Origin of the sequence: Paenibacillus durus (assembly GCF_000756615.1) — a bacterium.
GTDB lineage: Bacteria > Bacillota > Bacilli > Paenibacillales > Paenibacillaceae > Paenibacillus_AQ > Paenibacillus_AQ durus.
This window is the reverse complement of sequence record NZ_CP009288.1, coordinates 4999748-5016023: the sequence shown is the minus strand read 5'-3', so window position 1 is coordinate 5016023 and position 16276 is coordinate 4999748. Positions and strand designations below refer to the sequence as shown.

16 protein-coding genes are annotated in these 16276 nt (G+C 48.9%); 14 read left to right on the top strand and 2 right to left on the bottom strand.

Features of this window, described 5'->3' with window-relative positions; all coding sequences use genetic code 11:
• The first annotated feature begins 12 nt into the window (after nucleotides 1-12).
• Both PDUR_RS21875 and PDUR_RS21870 read left to right on the top strand, forming a co-directional pair.
• On the top strand, nucleotides 13-894 hold the full coding sequence (locus tag PDUR_RS21875; protein WP_042208186.1) for a carbohydrate ABC transporter permease: 882 nt from the start codon (nucleotides 13-15) through the stop codon (nucleotides 892-894).
• Nucleotides 895-953: 59 nt separating this feature from the next.
• Nucleotides 954-2570 carry an ABC transporter substrate-binding protein gene (locus tag PDUR_RS21870; RefSeq protein ID WP_042208185.1) on the top strand — a complete coding sequence of 539 codons (1617 nt, stop codon included), beginning with the start codon at nucleotides 954-956 and terminating at the stop codon, nucleotides 2568-2570.
• A gap of 113 nt (nucleotides 2571-2683) precedes the next feature.
• Here the strand turns inward: PDUR_RS21870 and PDUR_RS21865 are convergent, their stop codons facing one another.
• Both PDUR_RS21865 and PDUR_RS21860 read right to left on the bottom strand, forming a co-directional pair.
• Nucleotides 2684-3064 carry an SET domain-containing protein gene (locus PDUR_RS21865; RefSeq protein ID WP_042208184.1) on the bottom strand — a complete coding sequence of 127 codons (381 nt, stop codon included), beginning with the start codon at nucleotides 3062-3064 and terminating at the stop codon, nucleotides 2684-2686.
• A 214-nt stretch (nucleotides 3065-3278) separates the two neighbouring features.
• Nucleotides 3279-4148, bottom strand: a complete 870-nt coding sequence (locus PDUR_RS21860) for a helix-turn-helix domain-containing protein (protein WP_025696562.1) — start codon at nucleotides 4146-4148, stop codon at nucleotides 3279-3281.
• 182 nt (nucleotides 4149-4330) lie between these two features.
• Here PDUR_RS21860 and PDUR_RS21855 point away from each other — a divergent pair, with 182 nt between their 5' ends.
• The 12 genes from PDUR_RS21855 to PDUR_RS21800 all read left to right on the top strand — a co-directional run bounded on the left by PDUR_RS21855 (nucleotide 4331) and on the right by PDUR_RS21800 (nucleotide 16266).
• Nucleotides 4331-5635, top strand: coding sequence for an ABC transporter substrate-binding protein (locus tag PDUR_RS21855; RefSeq protein ID WP_042208183.1), 1305 nt, complete (start codon nucleotides 4331-4333; stop codon nucleotides 5633-5635).
• 180 nt (nucleotides 5636-5815) lie between these two features.
• Nucleotides 5816-6691: a carbohydrate ABC transporter permease gene (locus PDUR_RS21850; RefSeq protein WP_042208182.1), complete on the top strand. Its 876-nt coding sequence runs from the start codon at nucleotides 5816-5818 to the stop codon at nucleotides 6689-6691.
• A gap of 12 nt (nucleotides 6692-6703) precedes the next feature.
• A complete protein-coding gene (locus PDUR_RS21845) occupies nucleotides 6704-7597 on the top strand; it encodes a carbohydrate ABC transporter permease (RefSeq protein WP_218918422.1) in 894 nt (297 codons plus the stop codon).
• Between the two features lie 88 nt (nucleotides 7598-7685).
• Nucleotides 7686-9038: a glycoside hydrolase family 172 protein gene (locus tag PDUR_RS21840; RefSeq protein ID WP_042208181.1), complete on the top strand. Its 1353-nt coding sequence runs from the start codon at nucleotides 7686-7688 to the stop codon at nucleotides 9036-9038.
• A 59-nt stretch (nucleotides 9039-9097) separates the two neighbouring features.
• Nucleotides 9098-10603, top strand: coding sequence for a glycoside hydrolase family 32 protein (locus PDUR_RS21835; protein WP_081949618.1), 1506 nt, complete (start codon nucleotides 9098-9100; stop codon nucleotides 10601-10603).
• 676 nt (nucleotides 10604-11279) lie between these two features.
• Nucleotides 11280-12215 (top strand): hypothetical protein, encoded by a 936-nt coding sequence (locus PDUR_RS21830; RefSeq protein WP_042208180.1) that lies wholly within the window; start codon nucleotides 11280-11282, stop codon nucleotides 12213-12215.
• A gap of 23 nt (nucleotides 12216-12238) precedes the next feature.
• The gene (locus PDUR_RS21825) at nucleotides 12239-12811 is read left to right on the top strand and encodes a hypothetical protein (protein ID WP_042208179.1); all 573 of its coding nucleotides are present in this window, start codon (nucleotides 12239-12241) and stop codon (nucleotides 12809-12811) included.
• Nucleotides 12812-12835: 24 nt separating this feature from the next.
• On the top strand, nucleotides 12836-13300 hold the full coding sequence (locus PDUR_RS21820; RefSeq protein ID WP_042208178.1) for a cytochrome b/b6 domain-containing protein: 465 nt from the start codon (nucleotides 12836-12838) through the stop codon (nucleotides 13298-13300).
• A gap of 24 nt (nucleotides 13301-13324) precedes the next feature.
• Nucleotides 13325-13624 carry a hypothetical protein gene (locus PDUR_RS21815; RefSeq protein ID WP_042208177.1) on the top strand — a complete coding sequence of 100 codons (300 nt, stop codon included), beginning with the start codon at nucleotides 13325-13327 and terminating at the stop codon, nucleotides 13622-13624.
• Between the two features lie 3 nt (nucleotides 13625-13627).
• Nucleotides 13628-14008 (top strand): hypothetical protein, encoded by a 381-nt coding sequence (locus tag PDUR_RS21810; RefSeq protein ID WP_042208176.1) that lies wholly within the window; start codon nucleotides 13628-13630, stop codon nucleotides 14006-14008.
• A gap of 125 nt (nucleotides 14009-14133) precedes the next feature.
• Entirely contained in the window at nucleotides 14134-14613 is a 480-nt protein-coding gene (locus tag PDUR_RS27490) for a hypothetical protein (RefSeq protein ID WP_156130567.1), read from the top strand.
• Between the two features lie 12 nt (nucleotides 14614-14625).
• Nucleotides 14626-16266 (top strand): multicopper oxidase family protein, encoded by a 1641-nt coding sequence (locus tag PDUR_RS21800; RefSeq protein WP_052410341.1) that lies wholly within the window; start codon nucleotides 14626-14628, stop codon nucleotides 16264-16266.
• Nucleotides 16267-16276 lie beyond the last annotated feature (10 nt).

The following is a 16276-nucleotide window of genomic DNA, read 5'->3' as shown; positions in this document are numbered from 1 at the left end:
GAGTTACAGGTCATGTTCATCAAACATTCCAGATTGGACCGCTTTATTCTCGCACTGAATTCCACCTTTTTGATTCTGGCCGTACTGATGGTGATACTTCCGCTCATTTATGTGGTTATTGCATCCTTAATGGATCCGTCGGTACTGCTCAGCCAAGGATTATCGTTTAAAATCTCGGACTGGTCATTGCAAGGATACCAAAAGATTCTTTCCAATCCGGCCATGATACGGGGTTTTGGAAACGCTGTATTTTACGCCTCCGCATTTGCTATTCTTACCGTTCTGGTGTCTATTTGCGCAGGATATGCCCTGTCGGATGACAGGCTAAGAGGAAAAGGCATATTTATGACACTGTTCATCATTACGATGTTCTTTGGAGGAGGACTTGTTCCAACTTACCTGCTGGTCAAGAATCTGGGTCTTCTTAATACGGTTTGGGCCGTGATCATTCCGGGGGCAGTCAACGTATGGAACATTATTTTGTCCAGAACCTTCTTCAAAGGAGTGCCGAATGAACTGAGGGAAGCCGCCAATGTGGACGGGGCATCGGAGGCGAGGATATTCCTCCGCATTGTATTGCCGCTCTCCAAACCCATTATCTTCGTGCTTGCTCTTTATGCCTTTGTGGGCCAGTGGAACTCCTACTTTGATGCCATGATCTATTTGGATAATCCAAACCTTCATCCGCTGCAGCTCGTTCTGCGTTCCATCCTGATTCAGAATCAGGTAGACCCAAGCATGATCAGTGATCAGCTCGCCATGGCGGAAATGAAAAAATTGTCTGAAATCATCAAGTATGCCGCGATTGTTGTGTCCAGTTTGCCTCTCCTTATTATGTATCCGTTCTTTCAAAAGTACTTTGAAAAGGGTGTCATGGTCGGTTCCCTTAAATAGGAAACGGGCTGCACATAGATGGAATATTTTCATTCATCCTAATTTGGAGGTCATATGCTATGAAAAGATTAAAGAAATCAAAAGTTTTAGCAAAAGCAGCTTCTGTCTCTGTACTTGCTTCTCTCGTGATCCTTACTGCTTGCAGCAGCAGCGGAGGGGGAGGGAATGCGGCTAGTGAAAAACAAGATCCCAATGGTAAAATAACCCTGAATTTTATTACGCAAAGCTCACCGCTTGCACCAGCCGATCCCAATGAGAAGCTGATCAATAAACGTCTCGAAGAAAAAACGAACGTGCATATTAATTGGAAAAACTTTACTAAAGACGTGTTTGTTGAAAAAAGAAACCTGGCAGTCGCAAGCGGCTCTCTTCCCGATGCGATTTTCAATGCCGACTACAGCGATTATGAGCTGCTCAAGCTCGCTAAGAACGGCACCCTCATTCCGCTGAATGATCTGATCGACAAGTATATGCCGAACTTAAAAAAAGTGCTGGAAGAAGCCCCTGAATACAAGGCCATGATTACGGCGCCGGACGGCAACATTTATGGATTTCCGTGGATTGAAGAGCTGGGTGAAGGAAAAGAACGAATTCAGGCTGTAGACAGCATGGCTTGGATTAATGTGGATTGGCTCAAGAAGCTTGGACTGAAAATGCCGACAACAACGGAAGAACTGAAGAAAGTGCTGACCGCGTTCAAGACACAAGATCCGAACGGCAACGGTCAGGCGGATGAAATTCCGTTGTCCTTTATTAACAAGCCGGGTGCGGAAGATCTGACTTACCTATTTGCTGCTTTCGGAGAAGGCGAGAACCCTGACCATGCGGTCGTAAGCAATGATGGCAAAGTGATCTTTGCGCCGGCGGATGAAGGCTATAAAAGCGCGGTTTCCTATATCAATGAGCTTTATAAAGAAGGCCTGATTGATGTGGAAGCGTATACACAAGACTGGAGCACTTACCTTGCCAAAGGGAAGGCTCAGAAATACGGTCTTTACTTCTCCTGGGATAAGGCCAATATCTCCGGACCAAACGATAGTTATCAAGTAGTGCCGCCACTCGCTGGTCCGGGTGGTCAAATTAACGTAACCAGAACAAACGGTATTGGCCTTGGCCGCGGTAAAATGGTTGTTACGAGCGCGAATAAAAACCTGGAAGCGACTGCAAAATGGGTCGATCAGCTGTATGATCCGATTCAGTCCGTGCAGGACAACTGGGGAACCTACGGGGACACCACGCAGCAGAATATCTTTGAATTTGATGAAGCCAAGGGCATGCTGAAGCATCTGCCGCTTGAAGGTGCGGCTCCGGTTGAACTTCGTGATAAAACAAGTATCGGCGGGCCGCTGGCTGTTCTCAATTCCTACTATGGCAAGTACACGACCGTGCCGGATGATGCCAAAGGCAGAATGGATATCATCAAGAACATCATGGCTCCGCATATGAAAGAGGATAACGTAATGCCAAGCGTATTCAACTCGATTGAAGAGCTTAACCGCCTGACGACGATTGAAGCAGACCTGTTCGCCTATGTCCTCAGAATGCGCACCGAATGGTACCAGAACGGCAAAGTAAATGAGCAATGGGGCGATTATCAGAAAGAGCTGAAACGCCTCGGCTTGGATGAATGGCTGAAGATCAAACAGGACGGTTATGATAGAGCAACTAAAAAATAAGCGATAGACGGCAAAGGCCGTGTTCCATGCAGTTATACTGCCGAACATGGCCTTTTTCTATAGCTCGTACTATTGAATGTGCAGATCAAGGAGGCGGCTTTGATGAACTATTTTCAATCCGTCTCAGTAAACCATAGAGGATCATCGCAATCAACATCACCGTTATAGTTAATTAGTATCTCATCCCCTGCATTTATCTCCGTATGCGCATAGAAGTCAAATGTGTGATTCTTAAAGTTAATATCATACGTGGCGTTAGGAGTATATGAATGGTTAAACAAGCTGCCATATCCTAAGAGGACTGCAGTGTGGTTAGCGCCATACTCAAATACATAATCTGAAAGTATTGTTTTCTCTATGAACTCATGATCCTCATTAGGGTAAGGGATGACCGGTGCTTCATGTATAAGTTCACCCTTTGCGATATCCCGTGTTGCAAATAACCCTCTGTTGAACTCCCCATTGCTAAGTTTGGAAATTTTTATCTCAATCATAATTTGTCACCTGCGCATTCTTTAGTATATTGAATCCTATTGACCATTTGATCACGTTTAAGGAATAATTCTAGCTTACTATCGGCAGTACGGCAAGCAGAAGAGTCATTAACTGGAAATGAGGGCTGAATAACCCACATAGGAATGTTCTCTCAAATCAATTCGCTGTTGTATCGAGTTAACCGGAAGATGTGTTTATGCAACAAAGCCAGCACTACCCTTTCCGGCGGTAATAAGAAGGGCTTTTGCCTTCGACCGTTTTGAAAAAGCGGCTGAATGCGTGGATGCTGGAAAACCCCATGTTCTCGGCGATGATGGTCAGCGGGTCAGCGGTGAACTGGATCATATGCCTGGCCGCGTGCGCGCGCATGAGCTGATGATATTGAATGGGGCTCATGCCGAAGGCCTGCTGAAACAGGCGGACGAGATAGTGCTTGCTGATTCCGGACATTCTTGCGATTTCATCCAGGCTTACTTTGCGGTTCGTATTGTGCATTAGATATTGTTTAATGTGCATCAGGGCATGCATATTGGTTTCGACATGGGAGTTGAGACTCCAATAATTTTCGCGAAGCAGTTGAGTCCAGAGCTGAATGAATAGGCCTTTGACCTTGAACTCGTAGAACGGCATTTTCGTTTCGTATTCGTAGATGATGTCCAGCAGCATTTTTTCAATAAAAACGGGATTCTTCAGCCGGAGGTGGCTCGATAAGGGAACGGGCATTTCATCGATAATATCCGGGCGGAAATAAGCCAATTCCTCCGGTTCGATTTCTTCAATCGGCCGGAAAGACACTTTCACCTTCTCGCTGTCCTCCGTATAGAAGAAGTCAAAATGGATATGGGGCTGGCGGAGTCTCTGTTTGCCGACCTTCTTAATTTTATGGCGCTGCTTCGGACGGAACAGAAAAATGTCGCCCCGAACGCCTTCATAGACCGCATCCTCGATCGTCACAATCACCTTCCCCTCCATAATGTACAGCAGCTCATAATCGAATAATTGCCTCTCTTTTATAACCCAAGAACCTTCGACAATATTATCCATCGCTACACGGATGTAAGGCGAAATCTGGTGCAGAATCATGAAAATCTAGCTCCTTTCCCCTTTTATGAAAGCGTATCACAAAAGCAATAAATGATAAATAAAAAATAAGCTATGCTAAATACTCAGCCTAAAAATAGGGTTACGATAAAGATGTACTTCAAAGGTAGAAGCAATATTTGCCATCTTGAAAAAATAACGATACAGAGGGGGACATGCAAACCATGAAGAACAGATTTTCGATTATTCTGATGGCATGTTTGTTGATTCTCAGTTTGGCAGCTTGCGGCAGCAATAACGCCCCTAAAAATGAAAACGCTTCATCAGGGTCGGGTCCGATTACTTTATCAATCGCCATGCACGTAGCCAACGTCAAGGAACAAGAGCCTTATATGTATGGCATCATTCAAAAATTCCAGGAGAAATTCCCTGATATCAAGATCGATCTTACGGGAGCGGAAACGCAGGAGCATGTCAAGAAAATGAAAATGATGTCCCAGTCGGGGAACCTTCCGGATATTTTCTGGATGCTGCCGGCTCCGGCCAAGGAAATGAATCAGGCGGGATTGCTGCTCGACTTGACCGATTTCCTGAAGAGCAATCCTGAAGTTACGGCAGGCATTGATTCCCAAATGGTAAGCGATTACCAGGATGGGGGCAAGCAGTTCGGGCTGCCTTATCAGGCGCTCGTGACCGGATTATGGTACAACAAAGCGTTGTTCGATCAATACAAGGTCAAAGTGCCGGAAACGTATGAGGAACTGCTGGCGGCGGCAAAAGTGTTCAAAGCCAACAACGTCGTTACCATTGCGAAAGGCTCGAAGGATACGTTCAGCACATGGGCTTTCCTCGGCATGCTGACCCGCTATGGATTCTTTGACAAAATCGCCGACATTGAGAGCGGTAAAGAGAAGTTCAACAATCCCGACTTTTTGAAGCTGTTCAACAAGATTGACGAGCTTCGGGTTAACGGGGCTTTCCCGGAAAATGTCTCGACGCTGTCCTACTTTCAGGCGGTCGAAATGTTCACGGTGGGGAAAGCGGCGATGCTGGATGCAGGCGTGTGGGAGACGAAGAAGATTGAAGGCAGTCCGATTGCCAAGACGGCCGGCTTCTCCTGGGGCCCAACCTTCTCCGACGGCGTCGGCAATCAGAAGATTGCGATGGCTGTCGCCGCGGCTCCGCTGGTTGCAAGCGCTAAAGTGAAAGATGACCCTGCTAAGTATGACGCGGTTCAGAAGTTTTTCGCTTTCTTTTATAGCCAGGAAGGCGCGGCGGTGATGGCCGAGAACGAAGCGCCGCCGGTCGTGAAATATACGGGAACTGTGGACAAGGAGAAATATCCGGTATACGCGGAAGTGATCAGTAAGCTGAATGAGCCGGGCTGGGAACGGGCAAAGGCGCAGCCTGATCTAGTGGTAAGCGAGGCGGTAGCCAACCAGCTTAACGACAGCATTTACGGCGTCATCAACGGCATTTACAAACCGGAACAGGCGCTGGATCTGATCGACCAGAAAGTGGCGAAGTAACAGGAAAGCATCGGCTGCTGCCGGCATTCAGGTGCCCGGCAGCAGCCAATCCAAAACCTTCGGAAAGGCGGTTGATGTCATGATTGGAAGCTTTGCTCTTGGTGCGTTGATCCTCTTACTCCTTGCAGCGGCGAGCTCCATGCGATCCGAAGCCATTTTACAGGTTTGGGGGAGAAAGAGATGATTTGGCTCAGTAAACGAAGAACCATTTTTTTCATGCTGATCCCCACGATGATTGTATATATAGGCTACATCATCATGCCGGTGCTTATCTCCTTCTATTATAGTCTGACCGAGTATACGGGAATCGGCGCGGCGAGATTTATCGGATTGGATAATTTCAGCAGGCTTTTGAGTGACTCTCTGTTCTGGATATCGCTTAAGAATACGCTGATTGTTCTGGCTGTCGCTCTGCTGCTGCTTCTGCCGGGAGCTTTCCTGCTCGCCCTGCTGCTCAACGTAAAGGTTAAAGGAGGCAATGCTGTGAAAGCGCTGAATTTTGCGCCCAGCATTGTCGCTCCGATCCTGGTGGGCCTAATCTGGGTGTTTATTCTCGACCCGCAAATGGGGATGATCAACGTGATCCTGACCAAGCTGGGACTCGGGCAGTTGGCTCAGTCTTGGATTGGCGGCAAGACCTTAACTCCTTATTCTATCGGCATTGTGTTTACTTGGCAGATGATCGGATTTCTGGCAACCATTTTCCTGGCCGGACTCAAGATGATTCCAAGGGATGTCTACGAATCCAGCTCCATGGATGGGGCCAGCAAGGTCCAGCAGATGTTCCGGATCACCATTCCGATGATGAACGAGACGGTCAAAATTAATGTCATTCTGATCATTACAGGCGTATTCAAAATCTTTGAAACCGTACTGCTGCTGACGAACGGAGGACCCAATCATTTATCGGAGGTCATGGTTACCTACATGTACAATGTAACCTTTACCTCGGGCGAGTACGGCTACGGTATGGCCATCGCCACGGTTACCTTTCTGCTGACCTTGATCTTTTCCCTGGTCTACATGAGCTTGAGCAGAAAGAGTATTGAGGAATAGGGGGAGAGGCAGATGAATTCTATATCCCGTGCCACGACAGGCTCCGCTGTGAAGGAAGCAAAGCGTGTGAAAAGGTGGCGCATTAGCGGCAATGCGGGCATGACCGTGTTGGCTTACATCATCACCCTGCTGGTGTTGTTTCCTTTCCTGTGGATGATTCTGCTGTCGTTCAAAACGAACAGCGATATTCTGAATAATCCGTTCAGCCTGCCCGAGACGCTGAGCTTTGACAATTACGAGCGGGCGCTTACGACGCTGAATATGGGACTGCTGTATAAAAATACGTTCATTATTGCCGTCATCACCATCGTGATTGAAGTATTAATCACCTTCATGAGCTCCTATGCCTTGACGCGTATGGTGTTCCGCTCGGAACGATTGAGACGGTCCTTGACCGCGCTGCTGCTGGCGGGATTAGCCATACCGGCGTTCATCCTGCTGTTCCCGGTATACCGCCTGACCTTGTCCTTCGGGCTGCTCAATACGTACGCTTCGCTGATCATTCCCTATATCGCGACTTCGATTTCCTTCAATACGCTGCTGTTTACCGGCTTTCTCCGCGGATTTCCGAGAGAGGTGGAGGAAGCGGCCATCATCGACGGATGCGGTCTCTTTACGCTGGGCAGGTCGGTCGTATTCCCGATTATTATGCCGGTGGTCGCTACAGTGTTCATTTTTAACATGCTGTATATCTGGAATGAGTTCCCGTTCGCGGTAACCTTAATCAGCAATGAAACGATGACTACGATCTCGCTTGGCATTTCCCAGTTCAAGGGCCGCTTTAACATTGATTACGGCGGCATCATTGCGGCAAGCACGCTGCTTATTATTCCGCAGCTGGTGTTCTTCGCCGTCTTTCAAAGATTCATTATCGAAGGCATGACGGCCGGGGCTGTAAAGGGTTAACCGGCAGCCTGACGGGTACCTGCCGATAACATGCGGCAACAACTCTTTTATTATAGAAAAATTATTTAGCGCAAAGGAGAAATTACGCATGCATACTCAATCGTTGAACTTGCTCGGGAATTTAACCCAGGTGAAGGAGGTCCACACGGCGCGCTTATCGAGCTGGGATCAGGACGGACGAAATCAGGATTATTGGATGATTCCGGCCGGCGGCACCGTCGTGCTTGGCGATATGGAAGGACCGGGCAGCATCAGTCATATCTGGATGACCTCGTTCTGCCGCCGGGTACACGGGCCAAGCGTAATGCATCCTGAGTGGGGCGGCAATATCGCGCCTGTCAACGAAATTCACAACGCGCTCGGCGTGACCTGGGAGTCGGCCGATCCGGCCTGGTACCGAAAGGTGCTGATCCGAATGACCTGGGACGATGCATCTCATCCAAGCGTGCTTGTGCCGTACGGCGACTTCTTCTGTATCGGCCATTCGATGCCCGGCAATTTCGCTTCTCTTCCGTTCACCGTGTCGGTGAAACCGGAGGAGCAGTTCAAATTCGGCGGCGTGGCTTCAGTCAACTGCTATCTGCCGATGCCCTTCAACAAACGGGCCAAGATCGAGATTATTAACGAGAACGATGTGCCGTTCGGCTTGTACTTCCACATTGATTATGAGCTGTACAAGCAGCCGCTTGGGGAAGATACCGCTTATTTCCATGCGCAGTGGCGGCGTGAGAATCCATGCGACGGCTGGGGGCCGGATCTTCAGGTGAACACGCCGGAAGTCAACCGGGTGGCCAATCTGGACGGCGAAGGAAACTATGTCATTCTGGAGGCAGAGGGCAAAGGCCACTATATCGGATGCAATCTCTCCGTTACCCATTTCCAGGGCAGCTGGTGGGGCGAGGGGGACGATATGATCTTCATCGACGGAGAGAAGCTGCCGAGTATCGTTGGCACGGGCGCAGAGGATTATTTCAACCATGCCTGGGGGATGCAAAAGAACGCGTTCCCGTTCCACGGCTCCATTGTGCATGAGAGCGATGTTCCGGGCTACCAGGTATCCTACCGGTTCCATATCACCGATCCGGTTCATTTCTCGCAGAGTCTTAAAGTAACGATCGAGCACGGCCATGCCAACCATCTGTCCGACGACTGGTCATCAACCGCATATTGGTATCAGACGCTTCCGTCCAAGCCGTTCGGCATTCTGCCGGTAGAAGAGCGAATTCAGCGGATGCCGCAATTCCCGAGCCCCGGCGAGCTTAAGAAGGCCATCCTGAACGAAGAGATGGAGGAGTCCTACAGGCTGGCCACAGAACGAATGGACGGCTATGCCAAAGGACGCGAAGAGCAGGTTCAGCGCAAAGTCGACCGGGTGTCCTGGCATTCCGAAGGCAATATCCTGCAAAGTAAGAGCGTGCGCGATTCGTTCTTGACCAAATAAAAGAGAAGTTGGGCGGAGCCGTTACAGGCTCCAGCCTTGCTAAATTAGGAGGGATAACGGTGGAGCTGCCAACTAAAGGAGCGTTATTGCACCGGGAAGCGTTGTTGAAAGCGGAACAGTCCATTTCCAAGATCAAGGACACTGTCGGCAAGGACCCGGGCCGGCTGAAATATCATTTTATGGCCCCTGCCTATTGGATTAACGATCCGAACGGCCTGATTTTTTACAAAGGCGAATATCATCTGTTCTATCAGCATTATCCTTACGCCGCTAAGTGGGGCGCCATGCACTGGGGCCATGCCAAAAGCAAGGATCTCGTCCACTGGGAGCATCTGCCAATCGCGCTTGCCCCAAGCGAGCCTTATGATCTGGATGAACGGGGCGGCGTCTTTTCGGGCAGTGCGGTCGACGACAATGGCGTTCTGTCCGTGCTCTATACGGGGACGGTCATTAAAGACGGCGTTCTCATACAGTCCCAATGTCTCGCTACCAGCCAGGACGGAATCACCTTTGAGAAGTACGAGGGCAACCCGGTCATTCCCGGTCCACCGGAGGATGGCTCCGCCGATTTCCGTGATCCGAAAGTGTGGCAGCATAATGGAACGTGGTACATGGTCGTCGGCTCGAGCAAGGACGGGATTGGAAAAGCGCTGCTTTACAAATCGCCTGACCTTCGCGCGTGGAACTACGTTGGCGTTCTTGCCGAAAGTGACGGAACGATGGGGACGATGTGGGAGTGCCCGGATTTCTTCCCTCTGGATGGGCGTTATGTGCTTATGTTCTCGCCGATGGGCATGGGGGAACGCAAAACCATCTATCTGGTCGGAGACATGGACTATGAAACCGGAAGATTTACCTGGGACACGATGGGCGATGTGGATCACGGCTTTGAATACTATGCTCCGCAGTCCTTCCTGGACGGCAAAGGCAGACGGATTATCATCGCTTGGCTGAATGCCTGGGATTGGATGCCGTGGTTCAAGGACTTCGGACCGACTGCGAACAATCACTGGTGCGGCGCCATGTCGGCGCCGCGGACCGTGGAACTGGATGGCGATGGAAGGTTGAAATTTATACCGGTCAAGGAACTGGAGGTTCTGCTCAGGGAGCATTACCATATCGAGCAGACCGCCGTCACACCGGACGCTCCGGTGATCCCCAAATATGTGGGCAGCGACTGCCTGGAGATCAAGGCGGAGTTCGATATGTCAGGCTGCACGGCCGAAGAAATCGGATTCGTACTGAGGGGCGCAGGTGACGGCGCGCAGCAGACGCTGCTCGTGTATAATACGAAGACCGGCGCGCTGCGCTTTGACCGGACCCGCTCCGACGGCTGGAGTGAGGGCGTTCGCTCGGTCGTTCTGGAGCGAACGGGAGAAGAGCCGCTAAAGCTTCATATTTTTGTCGATACCTGTGTAGTAGAGGCTTATACCGATGATTATCGGACCGCCATGACCAATAATATTTATCCGGAACCGGCTAGTGTCATGGTGGAAGTCTTCGCAAGCGGCGGCAGTGTGAATCTCACGTCGCTGGATATCTGGAAGCTGCGGTCGGCGTGGTAATCGGCATCATACCCAAATAACGGCGATCTATCTTTGTGACGGAGAACATCGGATGCATTCCCACCCGAATGGGATCGGGACATTCTTCGGCAGAAAACCTGAGATTGTACATCTTTTGGCTGTCTGAGAACACCAATTGTATAACACGCCTGTAAAAATACAGTTTTTTTCCTGTTCAGCCTTACATTCAGTCAGCACAGTCTCAAATCCCTGTATATTTTCAGGATTTCCCTATGAATAAACGTTTTAGGTTAAAAAAAGCTGTATTTTAGCTGTTTTGCAAGACGTTGAACTAAAATCACAACCAACCTGACCTCGTCACTTGATGTTGAACCGATTACCCTGATTCCTAACCAAGGTTCGATGGAGGAATTGAAGAATAGAACAACAGAAGCCAGCAAGTCTTTCAATAACCGAAAGACTTGCTGGCTTTTTAACTCCTATTTGTAATTTTGAATAAGAAAGGCGCTCTTATGGGACAGCCTCTGCCTCTGCGGTTGCCCGGCACATCGTGCTGACGGGTGAACGTCAAGAGTATGCCGCAGGTGGGCTGGACAGCCACAGATAAAAACATGCTTTCCCCATGGTTTCTTCATACTTTCTCCAAAGTGAATTGGTATTCTTGAGCTACAGACAAGACATCGATGTACTCTTCATAAAAGGAGGTGAGAATGTTTTGAAAACAGTTCGCAGCATCATTGGTTTTGTTCTCATCATCATTATTTTATCCGGCCTTGGATATATCGGATGGTTCGTTTCAAAGAGCGGTCTCATATCTTGGAATAACTTTGGAACCGCAGCGAATGAAACAAGCGCGCACAGCCAGCACGCTGCCATGCAGCAAGCGGAGACAACTTCCAGTACGAAGGTGAATCCTGCCAATGCGCTGCAGGAGAAAGTATCGAGCGCGAATCAAACGGTTAAGCAGATGGCGGACTTGATGTCGGAATACCCTTATGCTGTTCCGGCGAGCGCAGCTACTTATGGCAGCAATGGATCAGGCGGAACCGGCGGACAGGCGGGAGTACAGCATCCGGTACAGGTTCAGAACAATCAGAGAGGCATATATATTCTGTCTGAAAGTGTATATCTGTTAAATCAGCTTGATCAAACGCTAAAATCTCAGACCGGATTGACCGAATCGGCGAGTCCAACTTATCAGACGTATGTTAACCGCTACAATTTGCTGGTTCAGAGCCGGACGACGCTTAACAACGTATATGTCAAGCTCAATGATGCCAAAGATTTGTTCTTGTCCAACGCCGCAGGACCGGCAGCAGCTTATAACGAGCCCGGTGATATCCAGCAAGCAAACAAGGCTATTTATCAAATGGCACAAACTGTTATGGAAATGGATAGCCTGAACCGGTGGGTCGACAATGAAATGGAACAAACCGTTGTACAGGCCCGGAATCTCTCTGCAACCGAGGCATCTAATGCAGCTTCCCAGAGCCAATCCAGCGGATTCAGCATTAAGGGCATTCAAATTCCTGGGCTCATGACGTCGATTGCCGTATTGTTCATAGTATTACTGGCGGTCGGAATCATTGGAATGATTCGAAGCCTGGTCGTACCCCGGCCGGAACCGGCTAACGTGGAAGAGAACATTTGATTTAGAAGGAGGAGAAACAAGAAATGATGGATATGGATATGTCCGGAAATGTTCAAGGCACAATGAATATGGGGACTTATGGAGGCACAGGGAGTGTAATCAGCGGAGTACTCTCGGCCGTAACTCAACTGCTGTTGGTGGCTTTGATCATCAGTCTGGTTGTCGGACTTGCCGTATGGCTTAAAAACACGTACTTCAAAGAGTCCTATAACAAAGGAAAACAGGTGATTAGCAATGATCCGATGTTGAAAACGATTTTTGTGCTGGCATCCACATTTGTCGGCGTAATCATCATTTTGTATCTGCTGGGCATTTTGATGAATGGCGGATTTCATCCGAACCGGATCGGGTTTGTATCCGCTTGGAGCGTTGCGGGAATATTGACCTTCTTTGTAAAACTGCTGACCGTTCTGTTTGTAGTAGCGTTGATCGCGTTCTTGTACAGTTATGTGAAGCACAATATCAATAAGACTCCTGTCGCCTCTTCTAGTGGGGCAGCACTTCCAGCAGGAAATGAAGTGAATTCCAATCAAAACGAGGAAGCAACACATGCCGCAAAGGCAAGTCCGGATGAGCCGGAAACGAACAAAGACTAAAACGGATTGAGGTTGATGCGGGTAATGAAGTTTGATTTTATCCTTCACTGGTTATGGGCGCTTGTGTTCTCCATCTTGGCACTGAGCGGAATTGCAATGGCAGGAGCGAAATATGGTTGGGTGATGCAGTATGATATTGCGACGGCGGATATCGTACACCGCTTGGCTGCGGTTGTCTATGTCCTGCTGACCCTGATTGTCATCCTCTACGAAATCATTCGAATCCTAAGACGGGATAAGACTCTAAAGCCATGGCTTGTGTTCGGCCCATCCGGTTATGGACTCTTTACCTTCATTACCACTCTGATTTTTATTATTACCGGAGCTGTGATCTGGCTCTTCATGGACAGCAACCACGCCGCAACGGCTTTTACACTATGGATTCATGAAAAATTGACTTATCTGGCAGCAGCGAGCGTGATCTGGCACATCTATATGAAGTCCCATGCATTAAAGTGGCCTAAGAACAAGGAACGGAAGGCAAGATGATCGAAGAAGGGAGGGGCCTTTGTCATGTGGATGCAGAAAAAATGGTTTAAGCTGTTTATCTGGTTTGTGACTGCCTCATTTTTCTTTGCTGTTGGCGCAATATTGATCTCGATGTTCCGCTTCGGACCGACCGAGCAGGAGGCTATGAGCTTCATGATGGGTATGATGAAGGCCATGGAAACCTCCCTGATGGGATTGTCAATGCAAGTGAAGGAAGATGCAAATGTACAAAGGTTATTGTATGAGAGCGTTCAATTCGCATTCCCTCTATTAGCGATCAGCATTGCAGGCGGCGTCTACGTACGGTGCAGAAGAAAGGTGTAACCCATGTTCAACAAACAAAAACGGCCGTTCTGGCAGCTCAGCTCCGTGTTTGCAGTCATCATCATGCTAGTGCTGGCGCTTTCCTGGAGCAACCCGGCAGAAAATGCGGCGCAAATGGATGCTTCTATGGCAGACATGATGAGCAATGAGATTCTGGGTTCTGCAACCATTCCCGATCTGTTCACAATCGGTACAATGGACAGTCCGGAAGCATCATCAGGCAATGGCGGGCATAGCGGGCACCATGACCAAACAGGGAGACTGTATGCTATTCATCTGATAACAACAGCACTTCTTGTGTTTACGCTGCCAATCATTATAGCAGGGGCCGTGTTTCTTGCCATCGTATGGCCGAAGCCCGTTAAATGGAGGAACTCAAAATGAATGCTCTTGGAGCCTTTGGAAACTTGTATATGGCATCTCTGCTGATTCTTCTCGTCGTTGGTTTGCTCTTTACGGTTTATTATCTGTTAAAAAAAACGTATGGCTATATTGGAGGAATATCAATAATGAAAACGAATGGCTGGTTGAAATTAGCAATTTTCTCGTTCGTCGGTTTAATTATCTCTGTAGTATTGCTTAATGTAACGAATCCTGCAAACTCTGGTTCGACTACGTCAACGAATAATCTGCATAACGCTCATGTTAACGGAACGGCCGGAGTCGGAGCGACCATGCAGGGAACAATGGGCGGCGCCGTGCCGATGGATCAAATGAATGAAATGATGCAGCGTATGAACCAATTGCAGCAGGATATGATGCGTATGCAGCAGCAGTACATGAGCGGCGGGCAGTCCAATATGAATATGGGCAATTCGGGCAGCATGGGATCGTCCGGCAGCATGGGCGGCTCGGGCGGTATGATGGATGACATGGACATGATGAATATGGGCGGCGGCGGCATGAACAATGGCGGAAACATGAATAACGGCGGCAGCATGAACAACGGCGGAAACATGAACAATGGCAGCAACATGGGAATGATGTAGGAGGAATGAGACTTGAGCAGCAAAAGTCTTGTATGGCTATTCTTCCTGGCCTTGATCATCGGCGGGACGGCAGCCGGTATCTTTATAACTGAAACTTCGGGTTCCAAAGGTGGGGCGGCTACGGGCAGTACGGTTCAAGAAGATGCCAGCGCAACAAACCAACCGATGGACCATAGTTCCCATGTCATGACCAATACAGCTGCACCTGGCAGTACGGAGGGAGCAATCCCTCCCAGTCCTTCCCCTTCCCCTGAAGCAGCTGCAGGTACGGTTCAAGAGGGAACGGCAACTTTGCCGCAGCCTAAAGCCGGGCAGCCGGTAAAAGGGTTTACTCTGACTGCTATGGAAAGCAATTGGAAATTAGCGCCGGGTGTGACCCAAGCGGTCTGGACTTACAATGGTACGGTCCCTGGACAGGAAATCCGTGTTACTCAAGGGGATTTTGTAAGGATTACGCTGAAAAATGAACTTAGTGTACCCGTAACTATTCATTGGCATGGCTATCCTGTACCCGCCGGATCGGATGGTGTGCCCGGACTTACACAAGATGCGGTTAAGCCGGGGGAAACCTATACCTACGGGTTCTCAGCCGATGTGGTGGGAACCTATTGGTACCATTCCCACCAAGAAAGCTCCACGCAGGTAGACAAGGGACTCTACGGTGCTCTTATCGTGGAACCGAAACCATCCGAGCAGCCGGACAAAGACTTTACCTTAATTCTGGATGAATGGATGAATGCAGGTGGCAATGCTCACAGTGCTCACGGATCAGCAGGCATGAGTGATGAAGAAATGATGGCCGCCATGTACAACATTTATACCGTTAATGGTAAATCCGGTTCGCTGATTACGCCTCTGGAAACTAAACCAGGAGACACCGTTCGCTTGCGTTTCATTAACGCCGGATATCGTTCCCATGGAATCCATATTCCCGGAGAATTCCGGGTAGTCAGTACGGATGGACAGGATATAGCGGAGCCGGCTACCCTCCAAGATCAAATCGTGACCATCGCTCCCGGGGAACGGTATGATGTGGAGTTGAACATTGACTCGCAAAAGGATTTTTCCATTGATGCGCATGATGACAATAAATATAACGATCAATTGGTTATTCCGGTTAAGGTATCGGGAAGCAAGGGCGAAGAAATGGAAACACAGCATGATCAATTAACCGCGTTTGATCTTTATAAGTACGGCAAGCCTGCCGAATCCGAATTAAGCAAGGTCCAAAAATTTGCGCTGGAGTATACAGCCGTGCTGAATTCCAAGACGAATGGGAACCAGATAGTGTATACGATCAACGATAAAGTCTTTTCAGAACTCCCGGCTCTTCAAGTGAAAACCGGCGACTATGTAAAGCTGACGTTTGAGAATAAAAGCACGGTGGATCATCCGATGCATGTACACGGCCACTTTTTCCAAGTCCTTGAGAAAAATGGGGTGAAGGTGGAAAGTACGATCATGAAGGATACCGTTCTAGTTAAGCCCGGCGAGAAGATCGTAGTCGCCTTTAAGGCCGATAATCCCGGAAACTGGATGATTCACTGCCATGAGCTTCACCATGCTGCGGGAGGAATGGCGCAACAATTGACTTATACCGATTATAAGCCCGGTTACACTCCCCCTTCTAATGCAGCGAACAAACCGGAATAGATGAATGAGA